Raw genomic sequence first — 16422 nt, 5'->3', positions numbered from 1 at the left:
GTGGGGTTGCTCGCACTACAATTGACCTGTGGATCCCCTTCTTATTGCCGTGGCCGGAATGCTCATCATCGTGGCATGCCAATTCTTCGCCCCCAAGGTGGGCGTGGCGTCGCCGCTGATTCTGCTGGTTATCGGCCTGGCGATTGGCTTCTTGCCGCAGGTGGGCGCCATCGAGGTCGAGCCGCATCTCATCCTTGAGGTCGTGCTGCCGCCGCTCCTGTTCTCGGCGGCCGTGCGCATGCCGACCATGGACTTCCGTCGCGAGATGCACGCCGTCGCGATGCTCGCGATCCCCCTCGTGTTCCTCTCCGCCTTCGCGGTCGGCTTCGTCATCAACTGGCTGGTCCCCGCGATCTCGCTGCCCTGGGGCGTCGCCCTGGGGGCTGTGCTGTCGCCGACGGATGCGGTCGCCGTCTCGATCGCGAAACGCTCGGGCGTCTCCCACCGCATCATCACCGTGCTCGAAGGCGAGGGCCTCTTCAACGACGCGACCTCGCTGGTCCTCCTCTCCGCCGCGATGAACGCCGGCCTGGCAGCAGACGAACATGCCCTCAACCCGGGCCTGCTCATCGGCAAGGTCGCTCTTGCGCTCGGTATCGCAGCTGCGATTGGCTGGGTCGTCGGCGAGGTCGGCGTGCGCCTGCGCGCACTCATCAAGGAGCCTTCGGCCGATACAGTCTTCTCGTTCACGATGCCTTTCATTGCCTCGATCCCCGCCGAGCACCTGGGAGGCTCCGGCCTCGTCGCTGCCGTCGTCGCCGGCTTGGTCGTCTCGCGTCGCCGCGCCGCCGTCATCTCCGCGACCAACAGGCGTTTCTCCCAGCAGAACTGGCAGACCATGACCCTCGTCCTGGAGAGCGGAATCTTCCTGACGATGGGCCTCCAGGCTTTCGGGATCGTCGAGGAGACCGCCGCGTTCTCCGGTGGCCTGGCCTTCGCCGCCTTCCTTGCCGTCACCCTCGGCGCGCTCATCATGGTCATTCGAGCCGTCTTTATCGCGTTCATGTTCACCTGGCTGGACCATCGGCACAAGCGCCGACAGCGGCGTTACGAGGCCGAGGCCGCGCGCATCGAGCGCTTCGAGAAGCGCATGCACAAGGCGAGCGAAGTCGACGCCGACATGCTCGAGGCTCGCGACCTGAGCCCCGAACACTGGGAAGAGGCGCTCAACCTCTATCGTCGCCGCCTCAAGCGTCGCGCGCGCCGCAACGCCATGCGCGGATCCGACCTGGATTACTTCGAGAACGAGCCGCTGGGCCCGCGCGAGGGCAGCGTCATCGTCTGGGCGGGCATGCGCGGCGCGATCACCCTGGCGGCCGCGCAGACAATCTCGATGCACGCCCCGATGCGCGCGCTGCTGCTCACGATCGCCCTGCTCATCGCCGCTGGCGCCCTCGTCATCCAGGGCCTGACCCTGCCCGGCCTTATTCGCCTCGTCAAGCCGAAGATGGCGACGGGCGACATCTCCGAGGAGGAGCGCGCCAAGCTCCTGAAGGTCATGGGCTCCGCGCTCGTCGATACGGCGCTGGCCCAGGCGATTCACGAGGTCGACGGCAAGACCCTGCTCTCCGCCGGCGTCTCGCGCACACTCTCCCGGCTGGGGCATGCACTTACTGACGAGGCTACGGGTGAGCAAGTGCGGACTGCGCATGCCGCTGACCGCGTCCTCACGGACATCTTCCAGGACGCCGCCGCTCAGGCCACCGTTTCCGCGAGCGAGGTGGATGACGACGACCACGGCACCGTCGATATGAGCGAGGAGGAGGTTGAGCGTTCCTTCACGCGAGACCAGATCCGTGAACTGGCGCTGGAGGCCATCCATGCCCAGCGCGACGCCCTTCTGCAGGCCCGCGACGAGGGTATCTTCTCTTCGGCGGCACTCGAGGGCGCGCTCGCCCGCCTCGACAATGAGGAAATCCTCCTGGTTTCGAGCCACGGCGTCGACCATTGAGCAACCTCCCGCTCCTCCACGCAAGCGGGGCACAGCTGGGGCAGACGGGGCCAGGCGGGGGCGAGACCCGACGCGACGCGCAGCGTCAGTCCGTCGTCACCCGCGACGCGTACGCCGGATCATCGGTCACCGAGTTCAGCGCCTCCTCCAGGCGCTGCGGCGCCACGATGCCGTCGCGCGCGAGGACCCGGTAGGTCTGGTCGGCCTCGTGGGTGATCATGTTCGTCACCGTAAAACCGTTGCGTTCGTAGAACGCCAGCCGTCGCTCGCGCTGCTGGTAGTTCCCAGCCTCGCGCTCGAGAGGCTCAATTTCGAGCAGCTGCGGCACGTCGCCGTGGCGCTCGCGGAAGTGGGTGAGGATGCGCGAGCCGTAGCCGGCGCTGCGCGTGGACCCGTCCACCGCGAGGAAGCCCAGGTAGAACAGGTCGGGGAACACGAAGGAAAACGTCAGGGCGACCACGCCTGCGGCCCCGTCCTCGCCCGCCGGGCGAGACTCGTCGACCCACGCGACGAAGGACACCTCGGGGAGCTCGGCCGCCTTGAGCAGCTCGGGAAGGGGGATCTGTTCCTCGGGCGGGAAGGAACGCTCGTAGATTTCCTTGACTTTGTCGGTGATCGCCCCCTCGTTGGGCACTGTGATCTGGGTGAGGTCGGTCATGCGGTCAGTCTACCCGCTCACCCTCGCCCCTTTGTCAGGCCTTCCGATGAACGAGGCGGAGGCGGGGTTTTGGGCCTGTCGGGCGACCCGTGAGGTGGGGAATCAGGGGTGCGTCAGGGTCCGATCAGGGGACATTCAGTGAACATCTGCGGTCAGGGGGTATTCCCGCTCGCCTAGACTTGAAGGGGTTCCAACAGTAGATGTGAGGATGAAACGTGCTTGAACTCAAGGAGATCGTCAAGGCCTATCAGACAGCGAGCCTGGTCCAGGTGGCGCTCAACAAGGTCTCCGTGGCGTTCCGCGACAACGAGTTTGTGGCCGTGCTGGGCCAGTCCGGCTCCGGCAAGACGACGATGCTTAACGTCATCGGCGGCCTCGACCGATTCCAGAGCGGCGACCTCGTCATCGACGGCATTTCGACGAAGAACTACAAGGCCCGCGACTGGGATGCCTACCGAAACAATCGCATCGGCTTCGTGTTCCAGGCCTACAACCTGATCCCGCACCAGAGCGTGCTCGCCAACGTCGAGCTGGCCCTGACCCTGTCGGGCGTGTCCCGCTCCGAGCGACGCCGGCGAGCCCTCGACGCCCTCGAACGGGTGGGCCTGAAGGAGCACGTGAACAAGAAGCCCTCGCAGATGTCGGGCGGCCAGATGCAGCGCGTCGCCATCGCACGCGCCCTCATCAACGACCCCGAGATCCTGCTCGCGGACGAACCCACCGGCGCCCTGGACTCCAAGACCAGCGTTCAGGTCATGGACCTGCTGCGCGACGTTGCCCGCGACCGCCTCGTCATCATGGTCACCCACAACCCCGAGTTGGCCCACCAGTACGCGACCCGCATCGTCGAGCTGGCCGACGGCTGCGTCGTCGCCGATTCTGATCCTTTCGTGCCCGAAGCCAAGGATCGCCGCGAGGCTAAGGCTGCGCGCCGCACGTCCATGGGATTCCTGACGGCGATGTCCCTGTCCTTCAACAACCTCATGACGAAGAAGGGGCGCACCCTCATGACCTCCTTCGCGGGGTCCATCGGCATCATCGGTATCGCCGCGATCCTGGCGCTGGCCAACGGCACGAACGCCTACATCGCCAAGACCGAAGAGGAGACCCTGGGGTCCTACCCTTTGACGATTCAAAAGACCGGCATCGACATGACGGCCGCGCTGTCCGTGTCGGCCTCAGATTCGAAAGACTCCAACCCCGCGCCCGACGGTCAGGTCGGCGTCTCTAAAATGCGCACCTTCGCCGACACGATCCGCGACGCCAAGACGAATGACCTGGCCTCCCTCAAGACCTACCTGGATAACAACGGCGGGGACATCGATTCGATGGTCAACGCGGTCGAATACGACTACGACCTCGTTCCCCAGATCTACCAGTCGGACACCTCCAAGGAGACCGTTCAGGTTAGCCCCGACCAGTCGATGAAGCAGATGGAGGCCGGTTTCGGCTCGGGTTCCTTCGGGGCAATGATGGAGACCAACGCCTTCTATCAGATGCCAGCTACCTCCTCGCTGTACACCTCCGCCTACGACGTCGTTGCGGGCTCATGGCCGACGGGTGCGAACCAGGTGGTCCTCGTCCTGGACGAGGACGGCAACATTCCCAACCTCTTCGAGTACACGCTGGGCTTCAAAGACCACAAGGAGTTCGACCAGCTCATGCGCCAGTACTACCAGGGCGCGCTCGGAGGGAAGAAGCAGTCGGGAGCGCAGTCGGGAGTCCAGTCGGGAGTCCAGTCCGGTGCGAGCACCGCGACCTACGACTACTCCACGATCCTGGGCACCACCTTCCGTCGCGTCAATGCCTTCGATAGGTACACGTGGGACGACACCTACAAGGTATGGACTGATCGTTCCAACGACAAGGATTACATGAAGAAGCTCGTGGACGGTGGCCAGCAGCTCACCATCTCGGGCATCGTGAAGCCGAACTCGGACAAGGGCGGTGCCCTGCGGCAGGGGATCGCCTACACCCCCGCCATGACCTATCAAATGATCGAGGAGGCGGCCGCCAGCCCCATCGTCAAGGCTCAGCGTTCCAAGCCCGAGGTCGACGTGTTCACGGGCAAGACCTTCAAGGAGCTCGCGGACACCCAGAAGAGCCAGTCCAGCGGTTTCGACATGTCCTCCCTGTTCACCGTCGACGAGTCGAAGCTTTCAGCAGCGTTCCAGATCGACCCCTCGAAGATGCAGATGGACCTGTCGGGCTTGGACTTTTCCGGCATGGACCTGTCCGGCCTCGACTTCTCCAACCTCGACATGTCGGGAATGGACCTGTCGTCTATCGACCTGTCGGCGCTGGCCGCGCAGTCGGGTCCGCAATCGGGAATGGCCTTTGACCTGTCCTCCCTCGACCTGGGCGACCTGAGCAAGGAATTGCCGCAACTGGCCAACGTGGACTTCCAGACGATCATCCGTTCGGCGCTGGCCGACGGGGCCGTCAAGGACGGTGCGGGCGAGTACCTGAGCGCCCAAGCATCCCAGATCGCGCAGGGATTCCAGGAATATGCCCAGAAACAGATCGAGGCGGGAGGCTCAACCGACTTCGCGACCCTGGCCTCGGCCTACTTCTCTCAGCCCGAGGTCCTCGAGCAGTTGCGTGCGGCCGTCTCTTCGGACCAGGTCGTTGACTCCGACAAGCTCGCCGCGAATCTGGCGAAGGCTCTCGGGGACGACCCAGCCCTATCCCAGATCGGCACCGACATCTCCACCCAGGTCATGAACGCGATCTCCACCCAGATCGCCGCTCAACTCGGCGGCACCCTCACGCAGGGGGTGAGCGCCGTGATCGGGCAGGTCATGCAGGAAGCCATGACGAGCGCGATGACTCAGATGATGGAGCAGCTGTCGACCGCCATCGGTCAACAGATTGGCACCACCATGGAGCAGTTCGCCACCAACATGTCGAGCGCCTTCTCTATGGACCCGCAGGCATTCGCCGAGGCCTTCCAGTCCAACGTGGACGAGAAATCCCTCGCGGCCCTCATGGCGACCATGTTCTCCACGAACGTGCCGACCCTGGACACGAACCTGAAGAATCTGGGGTGGGCGGATATCGCTTCTCCGTCGAACATCTCGATTTACCCCAAGTCCTTCGCTGACAAGGACAAGGTTAAGGCCGCCCTTGACGCCTACAACGCCGACCATAAGGCCGCCGGTGCGACCGATAAGGTCATCACCTACTCCGACATCATGGGAACCCTGATGAGCTCGGTGACCAAGATCGTCGACATCATTTCCTGGCTGCTCATCGCCTTCGTGTCGATCTCTCTCATTGTTTCTTCGATCATGATCGCGATCATCACCTACATTTCGGTGCTCGAGCGCCGCAAGGAGATCGGCATCCTGCGCTCGATCGGTGCCTCGAAGGGCGACGTGTCGCGCGTCTTCAACGCGGAGACCGTCATCGAAGGCCTTTTGGCAGGCCTGATGGGTGTGGGCGTGACCTACGGGCTGTGCGCGATCGCCAACGCCGTCGCCTACTCTTCCTTCAACGTGGAGAACATCGCGCAGCTCTCGCCGCTGACCGCGCTGACGCTCGTCGCCGTGTCCGTGGGCCTGACCGTCATCGCGGGCATCATCCCGGCGTCGCGCGCCTCGCGTCAGGACCCGGTCGAGGCCCTGCGCTCCGAGTAAGCGCCCCGGCTCATCGATCCACGGCCTCGCTCCGGTTAGGGCGAGGCCGTGGTGTTTTCACGGGGCGCGCGCGGCTGCGCTAACCTGGACGCAACGCTCGTTTCAGTAGCCGTGAGGAAAGAGGAATCATGCCCACTCCCGAGAACCTTGCCACCGATGCCACCGTGGCCATCATGCTGGCCGACGGCTTCGAGGAGGTCGAGGCCCTGGCCGTCGCCGACGTCCTGTACCGCGCCGGCGTGCGCGCCGACCTGATCTCCGTGACCGATGCGCGCCACGTGACCAGCTCCCACGGCATCCGCGTCGTCGCGGACCTCATGCTCGCAGACGTCGACCTGTCGGCCTACACCGTCCTGTTCCTGCCCGGCGGCATGCCCGGCACCCTGGGCCTGAAGGGCACGCCCGCGATCCAGGCGGAAGTGCTGCGCCGCTTCGACGCCTCCCAGCCGATCGCAGCGATCTGCGCGGCCCCCTCGATCCTGTCCGAGCTGGGCGTCCTCGACGGTCGCCACGCGACCGCGAACCCCGCCTTCATCAAGGCCATCGCCGAGGGCGGCGCGATCGCCCACGACAACCCCGTCGTCGTCGACGAGTTCATCACGACAAGCCGCGGGGCTGGAACCTCCCTGGAGCTCGGCCTCGAGATCGTGCGCCAGCTCCTCGGGGACGAGGCTGTCGACGAGGTCTCCCGCGGGATCGTTCTGTCCCGGTGAACTCCGCCTTCTTCCTCGCCTCTTTCGAAAGGTCACGACTCTTCCATGAGCCCGCGTAAGCCTCGTCCCTGGCCCGACGTGCCCGCGCCCCTCGCGGCGTCCGTGGTGGACAACCACACGCACCTGCCCACCCACGTCGGACAGATTCCCCGGCGCGAGGGCGAGGTGCTCAGCCTCGGCGAGCAGCTGGAGCACGCCCGCCAGGTTGGCGTGACCAGGATGATTTCAAGCGCCTGCGAGCTTCCCGACTTCGACCCGATGATCGAGCTGGCCAGGGCCCACGAGGGCGTGCGTGTCGCGATCGCGATCCACCCCAACGACGCGGCCCTGCACGCGGGCTGCGCCGATCCCTCGCCCGACGGTCTGGTCCCACAGGTGCGCGACTACCACGTTCCCCTCGACGAGGCCTTGGCCGCCGTCGAGGCCCGCCTGAACGACCCGATGGTCGTCGCGGTGGGGGAGAGCGGCCTGGACTACTTCCGCACCGCAGACCCCGGTCGGCAGGCGCAAAAGGAGTCCTTCCGCGCGCACATCGACATGGCGCAGCGCGCGGGACTGCCCCTGCAGATCCACGACCGCGACGCCCATGAGGACACCCTCGCAATCCTGGAAGAGTGCGTCAGTGCCGATCAGCGCATCGTGTTCCACTGCTATTCGGGGGACGCCGCAATGGCCGAGCGCCTCGCCGAGCGCGGCTGGTACGCCTCCTTCGCAGGCCCCGTCACCTACCCGGCAAACTCCGATTTGCGCGCCGCGCTCGCCGCCTTGCCGCGCGAGCTCGTCCTCGTGGAGACCGACGCCCCCTACTTGACCCCCGTCCCCTGGCGAGGCTGCCCCAACGCCTCCTACGTCATGGCGCACACGGTGCGTTTCATCGCGGATCAGTGGGGCGTCAGCGAGGCGGTGGCCTGCGACCAGCTGCGGGACAACACCGAGGCGGTTTACGGAACCTGGTGAGGGGTCATGCCGCACGAACGCGGCTGATTCGTGACTCCCGCGCTTGCTGTTAGCGCGCGTTCTCTGAGTGGTGAATTGCGTCAAAGTGGTCGCGCAACGGTAACAAATTGGTTACGGTGGGAGTGTCAGTCCGATTCGGCCTGCCCGCCCGCCCCTGCCGCAACCTGCGGAACGCGGGCAGACGCGGTCCTCGAATTGGAACCTACAAAGTCTGGAGACACGTGAGCGTTCAGCCCTCCCGTACAACCGTCATTTCCGTCGCAGCCGCGACGGCCCTACTGGTGGCCGGCACCGCTGCCGCAGCCGTTGGGACCTCCTATCGTCACGTGACCGTCGAGGTTGACGGCGTCACCCGCGATGTGTCCGGCTTCTTCACGACCGCAGGGGACGCCCTGAGCACGGCCGGCGTCTCCGTCGGCGCCCACGACCTCGTCGCCCCCGCCTCCGACCAGCGCGTCGCCAGCGGTGACACCGTCGTCGTGCGTACTGCCAACGAATACGACGTGACGGTCGACGGCAACCAGACCACCGCGTGGTCCACCGCCTCGTCGATCTCCGGCGTGCTCGCGGCCCTGCCTGCTTCCGCCTCGTCCATGGCCGCCGACCGCTCCTACACGCGCGCCGAGATGCCCGTTGCTGAGAGCGGTGAAACCATCCACGTGATCGCCGACGGTGCCACGACTGACGTCGTCGTCTCGTCCTCCGAGGGCACGACCGCCATCCTCGACAAGGCCGGGGTGAGCGCCGGTCCGATCGACCGCGTCACCCTGGAAAACGAGGGAGGCGAGACCACCCTGCGCGTGGCTCGCGTCGTGCGCGGCAACGTGTCCGCGACGACCGAGATCCCCTACGAGACCGAAGAACGTGAGGACGCCGAGGCCGACGAGGGCACTGAGAAGACCGTGCAGGAAGGCGTGGCCGGCTCCGAGGTGACCGAGACCTACCAGGAGACCATCGACGGTAACGTCACCGTTTCCGCCGTCCTATCCACTACTCGCACCGAGCCCACCAAGCGCATCGTCTCCAAGGGCACGAAGGCCAAGAAGGCCGAGGAAACCGCAAGCTCGGCCTCCGCCGACTCGGCGTCCTCCGGTTCGTCCTCGGCCTCCTCGTCCGCTTCCGCGCCCGCCGCCGTCTCCGGTGACGATGCAGCGATCTGGGCGGCCATCGCCCAGTGTGAGTCCGGCGGCAACCCGTCGATCAACACGGGTAACGGCTACTACGGCATGTACCAGTTCTCGCTGCCGACCTGGCGCTCCGTGGGCGGTAGCGGCCTGCCCTCCGACGCCTCCGTCGAGGAACAGACCATGCGTGCGCGCATGCTCCAGCAGCGTTCCGGTTGGGGCCAGTGGGGCTGCGCCTACAAGCTCGGCCTCGTCTGACGTGACATTGCCCGCTGGCACGCCAGGACCCTGGTATGCCAGCGGGCGCTCACGCTAAGCTAACCAGCAGTACCGATAGCGAGTAAGTGGAGAATTGTGAGCCATCATCTGAGCACCTCCCTGAGTGCGTCCGCCGCCAGCGCCCTGCACGTCCTCGGTGGCCGTCTGCGCTCCTTTGCCCCCTCTCCGCGCGTCGTTCTGGGTGTTGCTGCCCTGACGTCGGCGGGCGTCCTCGGCATCGCCGGTGTCGGCGTCGCCGCCTCGCACACCTCCGTCATGCTCGAGGTCAACGGAGTATCCCGCCCCGTGACATCGTGGGGCAACACCGTCGGCGATGCCCTCAAGGTTGCCGGTGTGAGCATCGGCAGCAACGACCTCGTGCAGCCCGGCCCGGGCGAGGCCGTGCGTGACGGCGACACGATCGTTGTGCGCACCTCCAAGGCCTACACGGTGACCGTCGATGGCCAGACTCGCACCCTGTGGACCACTGCCTCCTCCGCGGACAGCATCCTTGCCGACGCGGCACCGCTGGGCTCGGCTATCTCCCTCGCGGCGGACCGCTCCTCGTCTCGCGACGAGCTGACCCCGCTCGTGTCGCGTGCGCGTAACGTCGCGGTCACGGTCGACGGCTCCACACGCGAGGTCGCCGCGCGCCCCGGTCAGGACGCGCGTGCCATTCTCGAAGCGTCGGGCGTGTCCGTGCACGCCCTGGATCGCGTGGCCGTGTCGACCGGCGCCAACGGCGAGCTGACCATCAACGTCAGTCGCGTGACCCGTGGCGAGGCTACGACGACCGTTGAAATCCCCTTTAGTGAGACGACGGCGACTAGTTCCGATCTTTTCGTGGGCGAGTCTCAGGTGACCACGGCTGGCGTCAACGGCGTCACCACGTGGACGGTGTGGCAGGAGAAGAATGGCGATGAGGTTCTGACCTCCGTGCCGCTCACCGAGCATTCGACGTCGCAGCCTGTTACCCAGGTGCGCAGCGAGGGAACGAAGGAAGCTACGCCGGCTGCCCTCGTCGCCGCCGGCATTGATCCGAAGGCTACCCTTGAGGAGAAGACCGAGGCGGACGGCACGACCTCCGTGCGCTACCGCGCGAAGCTCGGCACTATCTCCTCGAAGGAAGAGATCGCCGCGATCGCAGCCGAGACGAAGAACGCCGACACTGCCACGGCTGCTGCTGCCGCAGCCGCAGCTGCCGCCGCCGGTGCGGTTCCCACGACCTACTCCGGTGAGGATCCGCGTTCTCTGGCGAAGCCCCTCGTTGCGGGTCAGGGCTGGGGTGACAACGAGTACCAGTGCTTGGTCCTTCTGTGGAATCGCGAGTCCCAGTGGAACCCCTACGCCGAGAACTCCTCGTCGGGTGCCTACGGCATCCCGCAGTCGTTGCCGGGTAGCAAGATGGCCTCGGCCGGTGCTGACTGGCGCACCAACCCGATCACCCAGATCAACTGGGGTATCGGCTATATCAAGGGTCGCTACGGCACACCCTGCTCAGCCTGGGCGCACTCCAACGCCGTGGGCTGGTACTGAGCCTGAGAGCTGCCGAGCGCCGGGCCTGACAACGAGGGTTGTCGGGCCCGGCTTTCGTTTGCGTATACGGGCGTGTGCCCGTCTGGGGTCGGCAGGTGGATGCGTGCTGCGCCAGACGGGGAGCTGGCTGTTGGCAAGCTTATGCATGCGGTGCCCGGCTCGCCGTCGGCATATGGATAGGTTGTGAAGATGCGGATAGGTTAGGCGCATGCGGATAGGAAAACAACCTATCCGCACGCCGATAACCTATCCGCACGCCGATAACCTATCCGCGTGGTGTCGGGGTTGTGGCAACTTGACGCTTACCATACAATCCTCATGAAGGTTACCTAATATTCACCCTAATTGTGTCAGTGAGGTCATCATGGGTTTATCACCCCTTGCTAAGTTGGCTGCGTCTTTGGTGATCGCAGGTGCAGGATTCGCCGGTGGCATGAAGGCTGCCCCGGTACTCGGGTTGGGGCCCGGGTATGACCAGGGTGCGGAACCTGTCGTTACCGTTGACACGACTCTTGTGAAAAACTCCTTCGCCGACATTGGTGAACTTGCCACCGAATCCTACAACTTCACCCAGGTGGGGAAATACTCTGAGGAGGGCACCAAGGTGTTCGGCATGGAAGTGCCGGGCACGAGCGCCCATTACCTCATCACCTATTCGGGAGAGGTGAAGGCCGGAGTGGCCGATGTCAGCCAGATTCAGGTCGATGTGGACGAGGCGGGGCATGTCGTGACGGTGACCGTGCCTGCCGTCGAGGTCCTCTCCGCCTCCATCGATCCCGCCTCGGTCGAGACCTACGACCAGTCCTTCTCCATCGTTAACCAGATCGAGGTCGCAGAGGTCACCACATTCCTGGCGGATCGGGAAGCCGCCGCAGCAGAGGAGGCTGTCTCCAAGGGACTGCTCGACAAGGCGCAGGGGCGTCTGGAAGACATCGTGAAGAAGCAGGTCAACGCTGTTCTTGGTGAGCGGGCCAGCAAGTATGAGGTGCGCGTCGTCCTGCCACCTGCGCCCGCCCCGTGACGCTCCGAGCCTCACAGCGCCGCTTGCCCCGGCCTCGTCGGCCCCGTGCACTAGACTTGCCAGCGTGAGCCGATCCTCCAGCCCCCGTAACCAGCGCGAGACGCGCCGCCGCATCGACCCGACCCTGCCCGAGGGTGCCGTCCCATCCGAGACGGGTCTGCTCGGCCCCCTCGAGGTGCGTGCCATCTCCGAGGCGCTCGGCATCCGCCCCACCAAGGTGCTGGGCCAGAACTTCGTGCACGACGCGGGCACGGTGCGCAAGATCGTCGCCGCGGGAGGCGTCGAAGAAGGCGATGAGGTCGTCGAGGTCGGCCCCGGCCTCGGCTCCCTGACGCTCGCCCTGCTTGAGGTCGGCGCGCGCGTGCGAGCCGTCGAGATCGACCCGCCCCTGGCCGCCGCACTGCCCGAGACCGTGCGCGCCCGCATGAGCGAGGCCGCCGACCGCTTCCACGTCGTCACCATGGACGCCACCGAAATCAGCGGTGTCGATGACTTCGGCGTGGACTGGCCCGCCCCCACGAAGCTGGTTGCGAACCTGCCGTACAACGTGGCGGTGCCGGTCCTGCTCAACATGATCGAGGCCTTCCCCTCCATCCAGGGCGTCGTCGTCATGGTTCAGGCCGAGGTCGCGGACCGCCTGGCTGCGGGCCCCGGATCGCGCACCTATGGCGTCCCCTCCGTGAAGGCATCCTGGTACGGCTCGGTTGAGCGCGCCGGGACGATCGGCCGCTCCGTGTTCTGGCCGGTGCCCGGCGTGGATAGCGCCCTCGTGCGGCTGACTCGCCTTCAGACCCCGCGTGGCGACGACGAGCTGCGCCGCGCCACCTTTGAGGTCACCGACGTGGCCTTCGGCCAGCGGCGTAAGACGCTGCGCGCCGCCCTAAAGAACTGGGCGGGCGGCCCCGAGGCCTCCGAGGATCTTCTGTCCGCCGCAGGCATTGATCCGGCTCGCCGCGGTGAGACCCTCTCGATCGACGAGTTCGTCGAGCTCGGACGCGCCGTTATTGAGGCCCGCGCGAACGGAACGCTCGCCCCCTCGACCGCAGCCCGCTGACGTCACCACACAGAAGGATCGCCATGCGTGAAGTGCGCGCCAGTGCTCCCGGAAAAGTCAACCTAACCCTGCGCGTGGGAGCGCCCACGCCAGACGGCTACCACCCCCTCGTCGCGGTCTTCGAGGCCCTGAACCTGCGCGAGACCGTCACCGTGCGCACGTCCAAGGCACCCGGCGTGCGCGTCGAGACGATCGCTTATCTGAGTGACGGTAGCGTCGACGAGGCGACGACGCGTGCGATGGCCGACGTCGACCCGGCCACGCATCTGGCCGTACGCGCCGCGCGCGTCCTCCAGCGCCTTGCGGCCGCCGGTCCCTGGGCCTCCACGGCTGCCGGCCTGAGCATCCGCGTCGATAAGCGCGTCCCCGTTGCCGGCGGCATGGCCGGTGGGTCCGCCGACGCGGCCGCCGCCCTGGTGGCCTGCAACGAGCTGTGGGAGCTGGGCTTGAGCGGCGAACAGCTCCAGGCCATCGGGCGCTCGCTTGGCGCCGACGTGCCTGCGTGCCTGGCCGGAGGCATCGCCCTGGGAACCGGGCGCGGCGACCACATGAGCGTCCTGCGAGAGGTGGATGAGGCCGGGGCGCAGCACCACTGGGTGATGCTTCTTGCCCACGAAGGCTTGTCCACCCCCGACGTGTTCCGCGAGTTCGACCGTCTCGACGCGGCGGGTGCGCCCGCCTTGGCCGAGCCCACGCCCGAGGAAGTTGCGGCCCTGTGCGCGGGGCCCGAGGAGCTGTGCCACTGCCTCGTCAATGACCTGCAGGCACCCGCCCTGCGCCTACGGCCAGAGCTCGCAGAGACGATCAGGGCCGCGGCGGACGCGGGAGCCCTGGCCGTCACCCTGTCCGGGTCCGGCCCGACCGTCGCGGCCCTCGCGCGCGACGCTGAGCACGCGCAGGGCCTTGCGTCCGCCCTGAGCGATGTGCCCACGGTCGCGCGCGCGATCCCCACCTGCGGACCCGCATGCGGTGCCCGCATTGAATCGACGGAGGCCATCTGATGGCGCACCTGCTCGGAACCCAAAACGTCGGCGCCCTCGCCGGATCCCGCAAGCTCCTTGACGGGGTCACGGTCGGCCTCGACGATGGCAGCCGCGTCGGTATTCTTGGACCCAACGGTGCCGGAAAGTCCACGCTGCTGCGCATCGTCGCGGGCACGCAGGAACCCGACGGGGGAGTGGTGACCCGCCGCGACGGTGTGCGCGTCGCCGTCCTCACCCAGGCGGACACACTCAACCCCGAGGAGACGGTCGTCGCAGCCGTCCACCCCGGCATGGCGGAATACGAGTGGGCCTCCGACCCCGCCGTGCGCGACATCCACGCCGGACTCCTCGCCGACATTAACCCGGACGCACTGGTCGCCACCCTGTCGGGCGGGCAGCGCCGCCGCGTCGCCCTGGCCCGCGTCCTGGCCGCCACAGCCGACATCGTGTGCCTGGACGAACCCACCAACCACCTCGACGTCGAGGGCGTGGCATGGCTGGCCTCCCACCTCAACGCCCGCTTCGCCCGCCCCGGCGCGTCCGGCGCGCTCCTGGCCGTCACCCACGACCGCTGGTTCCTTGACGCCGTGTGCGAACACATCTGGGAGGTCGTCCCCGGCGTCGATCCGGGGGGCGACCGCCCGCAGATCGCCGGCCGTGTCGAGATCTACGACGGCTCCTACGCCGCCTACACCCTTGCCCGCGCCGAGCGACTGCGCCAGGCGGACGTGGCCGCCGCCAAGCGCGCCAACCTGCTCACCAAGGAGCTCGCGTGGCTGCGTCGCGGCGCTCCGGCGCGTACCTCCAAGCCGAAGTTCCACATCGCCACCGCCGAGGCACTCATCGCCGACATGCCACCCCCGCGCGACACCGTCGAGCTGGTGAAGATGGCGACCGCGCGCCTGGGCAAGGACGTCATCGACCTCGAGGATGTCTCCGTGTCTTTCGCGCGTCCCGACGGGTCGCGGCTGTCCATCCTCGAGGGCGTCACCTGGCGCCTGGCCCCCGCCGAGCGCGTCGGCATCGTCGGCGTGAACGGCGCCGGTAAGACGACGATCCTGAACCTGCTGCGCGGGGACCTCGAGCCCACCTCGGGGCGCGTCAAGCGCGGCAAGACCGTCCAGGTCGCCACCCTCTCCCAGGACACGCACGAGCTCGACGCGCTCGCGGACATGCGCGTCGTCGAGGCCGTCGCCGACGTCGCCCAGACCGTCGTCGTGGACGGCAAGGAGGTCAGCGCCTCCCAGATGACGGAGCGCATGGGCTTCACGCGCGCCCGCGCCTACACGCGCATCAGCGAGATCTCGGGCGGCGAGCGCCGCCGCCTCCAGCTCATGCGCCTGCTCATGAGCCAGCCCAACGTGCTGCTCCTGGACGAGCCCACGAACGACCTCGACACGGACACCCTGGCGTCCATGGAGGATCTGCTCGACACCTTCCCGGGGACCCTCGTCGTCGTGTCGCACGACCGTTACCTCCTCGAGCGCGTCACTGACCACCAGGTCGCCCTCCTCGGCGACGGACAGGTCCGCGCGCTGCCCGGCGGCGTCGAGCAGTACCTTCAGATGCGGGCCTCGGGCGACGTCGGGGTCTTCGTCTCCGCCATTCGTCGCGACGAGGCCGGCTCCGCCTCCCGCTGCGCCGCGCAGCCTGCGGACGCATCCTCGGGCGAGGTGACTGCGGGGCGCGGGAGCACTGGTGGCGGCGTGAGCGACGCAGCGGCGCGGCGCGCGGCCAAGAAGGAGGTGGCCCGCATCGAACGTAAGCTGGAGCGCCTGCGAGTCGAGGCCTCGGCCTTGGAGGCGAAGCTGGAGAAGCTGTCGATCCAGGTGGCCTCGGACCCCTCGGCGGTCTCTGAGCTGACCAAGGTGTCTGCCTCCCATCAGGACGTTCTGGCCGAGATGGGCGAGCTGGAGGACGCTTGGCTCGAGGCTGCCGATTTGCTCGAGTGAGTGTTGATGCGCTGACCGATTATGTTCAGCTAATCAAGTGGTTGAATGTGCAGGGTGGACTGATCCCCATGACCAATGAAGGTGAGGTTAGCTGCGGCTGCTTTGTCAACGGAACAAGTAGCGCAGGGGATTTAGCGTGAGTGTGACACATAAAGGTGCTCCGACATTTGAGATCAAGGGCGATCCTGCTGCCATCCGCGGTCGGATTGCTGTCATGCGTGATCGTGCGTCCGATTTTGAGAGAATCGCGTGGTCATTGCAAGAGATTTCAGTGTCTCGCTGGAGTGGGTGTGGAGGGGTCTGGGTTTTTCGGACCGTTTGTTTTGAGAGGGTTGTTCTGAGTAGTCCCGGCTGTCGACTGCGGGACGCAATCGCCCGCGCTGCCCCTCGGCGGCGTGGGTTGAACCTTGCGTGTGGGCCGATCAGGGTAGGTTTGCCACAGTTGTGCAGCGCAGGCTCACCTACCCGAATTACGCAAAAGACGCCCCCCATTTTGTTGCGTAATTAGTGATGGAGTGGGTGCGAAAATGATGCCCACAAGCCTCGTTGAGACCATTGGAATTGCAACGAAAAGTCG

The 16422-nt window shown here is 66.5% G+C and carries 11 protein-coding genes; 10 read left to right on the top strand and 1 reads right to left on the bottom strand.

The genetic code is table 11. From position 1 onward, the window contains the following. Positions 1-58 precede the first annotated feature (58 nt). Positions 59-1951: a cation:proton antiporter gene (locus RDV55_RS02430; RefSeq protein WP_111822699.1), complete on the top strand. Its 1893-nt coding sequence runs from the start codon at positions 59-61 to the stop codon at positions 1949-1951. Between the two features lie 85 nt (positions 1952-2036). Here RDV55_RS02430 and RDV55_RS02425 read toward each other — a convergent pair whose 3' ends face one another. Beyond that, positions 2037-2609: a GNAT family N-acetyltransferase gene (locus tag RDV55_RS02425; RefSeq protein WP_111822700.1), complete on the bottom strand. Its 573-nt coding sequence runs from the start codon at positions 2607-2609 to the stop codon at positions 2037-2039. 215 nt (positions 2610-2824) lie between these two features. Here RDV55_RS02425 and RDV55_RS02420 point away from each other — a divergent pair, with 215 nt between their 5' ends. The 9 genes from RDV55_RS02420 to RDV55_RS02380 all read left to right on the top strand — a co-directional run bounded on the left by RDV55_RS02420 (position 2825) and on the right by RDV55_RS02380 (position 15845). Further along, positions 2825-6247: an ABC transporter ATP-binding protein/permease gene (locus RDV55_RS02420; protein WP_111822701.1), complete on the top strand. Its 3423-nt coding sequence runs from the start codon at positions 2825-2827 to the stop codon at positions 6245-6247. A gap of 128 nt (positions 6248-6375) precedes the next feature. Further along, positions 6376-6960 carry a DJ-1 family glyoxalase III gene (locus RDV55_RS02415; RefSeq protein ID WP_111822702.1) on the top strand — a complete coding sequence of 195 codons (585 nt, stop codon included), beginning with the start codon at positions 6376-6378 and terminating at the stop codon, positions 6958-6960. 45 nt (positions 6961-7005) lie between these two features. Then, positions 7006-7917 (top strand): TatD family hydrolase, encoded by a 912-nt coding sequence (locus RDV55_RS02410; protein ID WP_111822703.1) that lies wholly within the window; start codon positions 7006-7008, stop codon positions 7915-7917. A 221-nt stretch (positions 7918-8138) separates the two neighbouring features. Next, positions 8139-9299: a resuscitation-promoting factor gene (locus RDV55_RS02405; protein WP_111822704.1), complete on the top strand. Its 1161-nt coding sequence runs from the start codon at positions 8139-8141 to the stop codon at positions 9297-9299. A gap of 96 nt (positions 9300-9395) precedes the next feature. Further along, a complete protein-coding gene (locus RDV55_RS02400; RefSeq protein ID WP_111822705.1) occupies positions 9396-10835 on the top strand; it encodes an aggregation-promoting factor C-terminal-like domain-containing protein in 1440 nt (479 codons plus the stop codon). A gap of 364 nt (positions 10836-11199) precedes the next feature. Continuing rightward, complete coding sequence (locus tag RDV55_RS02395; RefSeq protein ID WP_111822706.1) at positions 11200-11856, top strand: DUF4230 domain-containing protein; 657 nt, start codon at positions 11200-11202, stop codon at positions 11854-11856. Positions 11857-11920: 64 nt separating this feature from the next. Then, positions 11921-12910, top strand: coding sequence for a 16S rRNA (adenine(1518)-N(6)/adenine(1519)-N(6))-dimethyltransferase RsmA (gene rsmA / locus RDV55_RS02390; RefSeq protein ID WP_111822707.1), 990 nt, complete (start codon positions 11921-11923; stop codon positions 12908-12910). Positions 12911-12933: 23 nt separating this feature from the next. Next, positions 12934-13911 (top strand): 4-(cytidine 5'-diphospho)-2-C-methyl-D-erythritol kinase, encoded by a 978-nt coding sequence (locus RDV55_RS02385; protein ID WP_111822708.1) that lies wholly within the window; start codon positions 12934-12936, stop codon positions 13909-13911. Further along, on the top strand, positions 13911-15845 hold the full coding sequence (locus RDV55_RS02380; RefSeq protein WP_111822709.1) for an ABC-F family ATP-binding cassette domain-containing protein: 1935 nt from the start codon (positions 13911-13913) through the stop codon (positions 15843-15845). The genes RDV55_RS02385 and RDV55_RS02380 overlap by 1 nt, the downstream gene beginning before the upstream one ends. Positions 15846-16422: the final 577 nt, after the last annotated feature.

The sequence above is a fragment of the Schaalia odontolytica genome, assembly GCF_031191545.1.
GTDB lineage: Bacteria > Actinomycetota > Actinomycetes > Actinomycetales > Actinomycetaceae > Pauljensenia > Pauljensenia odontolytica.
The sequence above is the reverse complement of the archived record's forward strand: the minus strand, read 5'-3'. Positions and strand labels throughout refer to the sequence as shown.

Bases quoted from the DNA above. Each gene is read 5' to 3' on its own strand.
- RDV55_RS02430 (WP_111822699.1), top strand. From the start codon at position 59: ATGCTCATCATCGTGGCATGCCAATTCTTCGCCCCCAAGGTGGGCGTG.
- RDV55_RS02425 (WP_111822700.1), bottom strand. From the start codon at position 2,609: ATGACCGACCTCACCCAGATCACAGTGCCCAACGAGGGGGCGATCACC.
- RDV55_RS02415 (WP_111822702.1), top strand. From the start codon at position 6,376: ATGCCCACTCCCGAGAACCTTGCCACCGATGCCACCGTGGCCATCATG.
- RDV55_RS02410 (WP_111822703.1), top strand. From the start codon at position 7,006: ATGAGCCCGCGTAAGCCTCGTCCCTGGCCCGACGTGCCCGCGCCCCTC.
- RDV55_RS02395 (WP_111822706.1), top strand. From the start codon at position 11,200: ATGGGTTTATCACCCCTTGCTAAGTTGGCTGCGTCTTTGGTGATCGCA.
- RDV55_RS02385 (WP_111822708.1), top strand. From the start codon at position 12,934: ATGCGTGAAGTGCGCGCCAGTGCTCCCGGAAAAGTCAACCTAACCCTG.
- RDV55_RS02380 (WP_111822709.1), top strand. From the start codon at position 13,911: ATGGCGCACCTGCTCGGAACCCAAAACGTCGGCGCCCTCGCCGGATCC.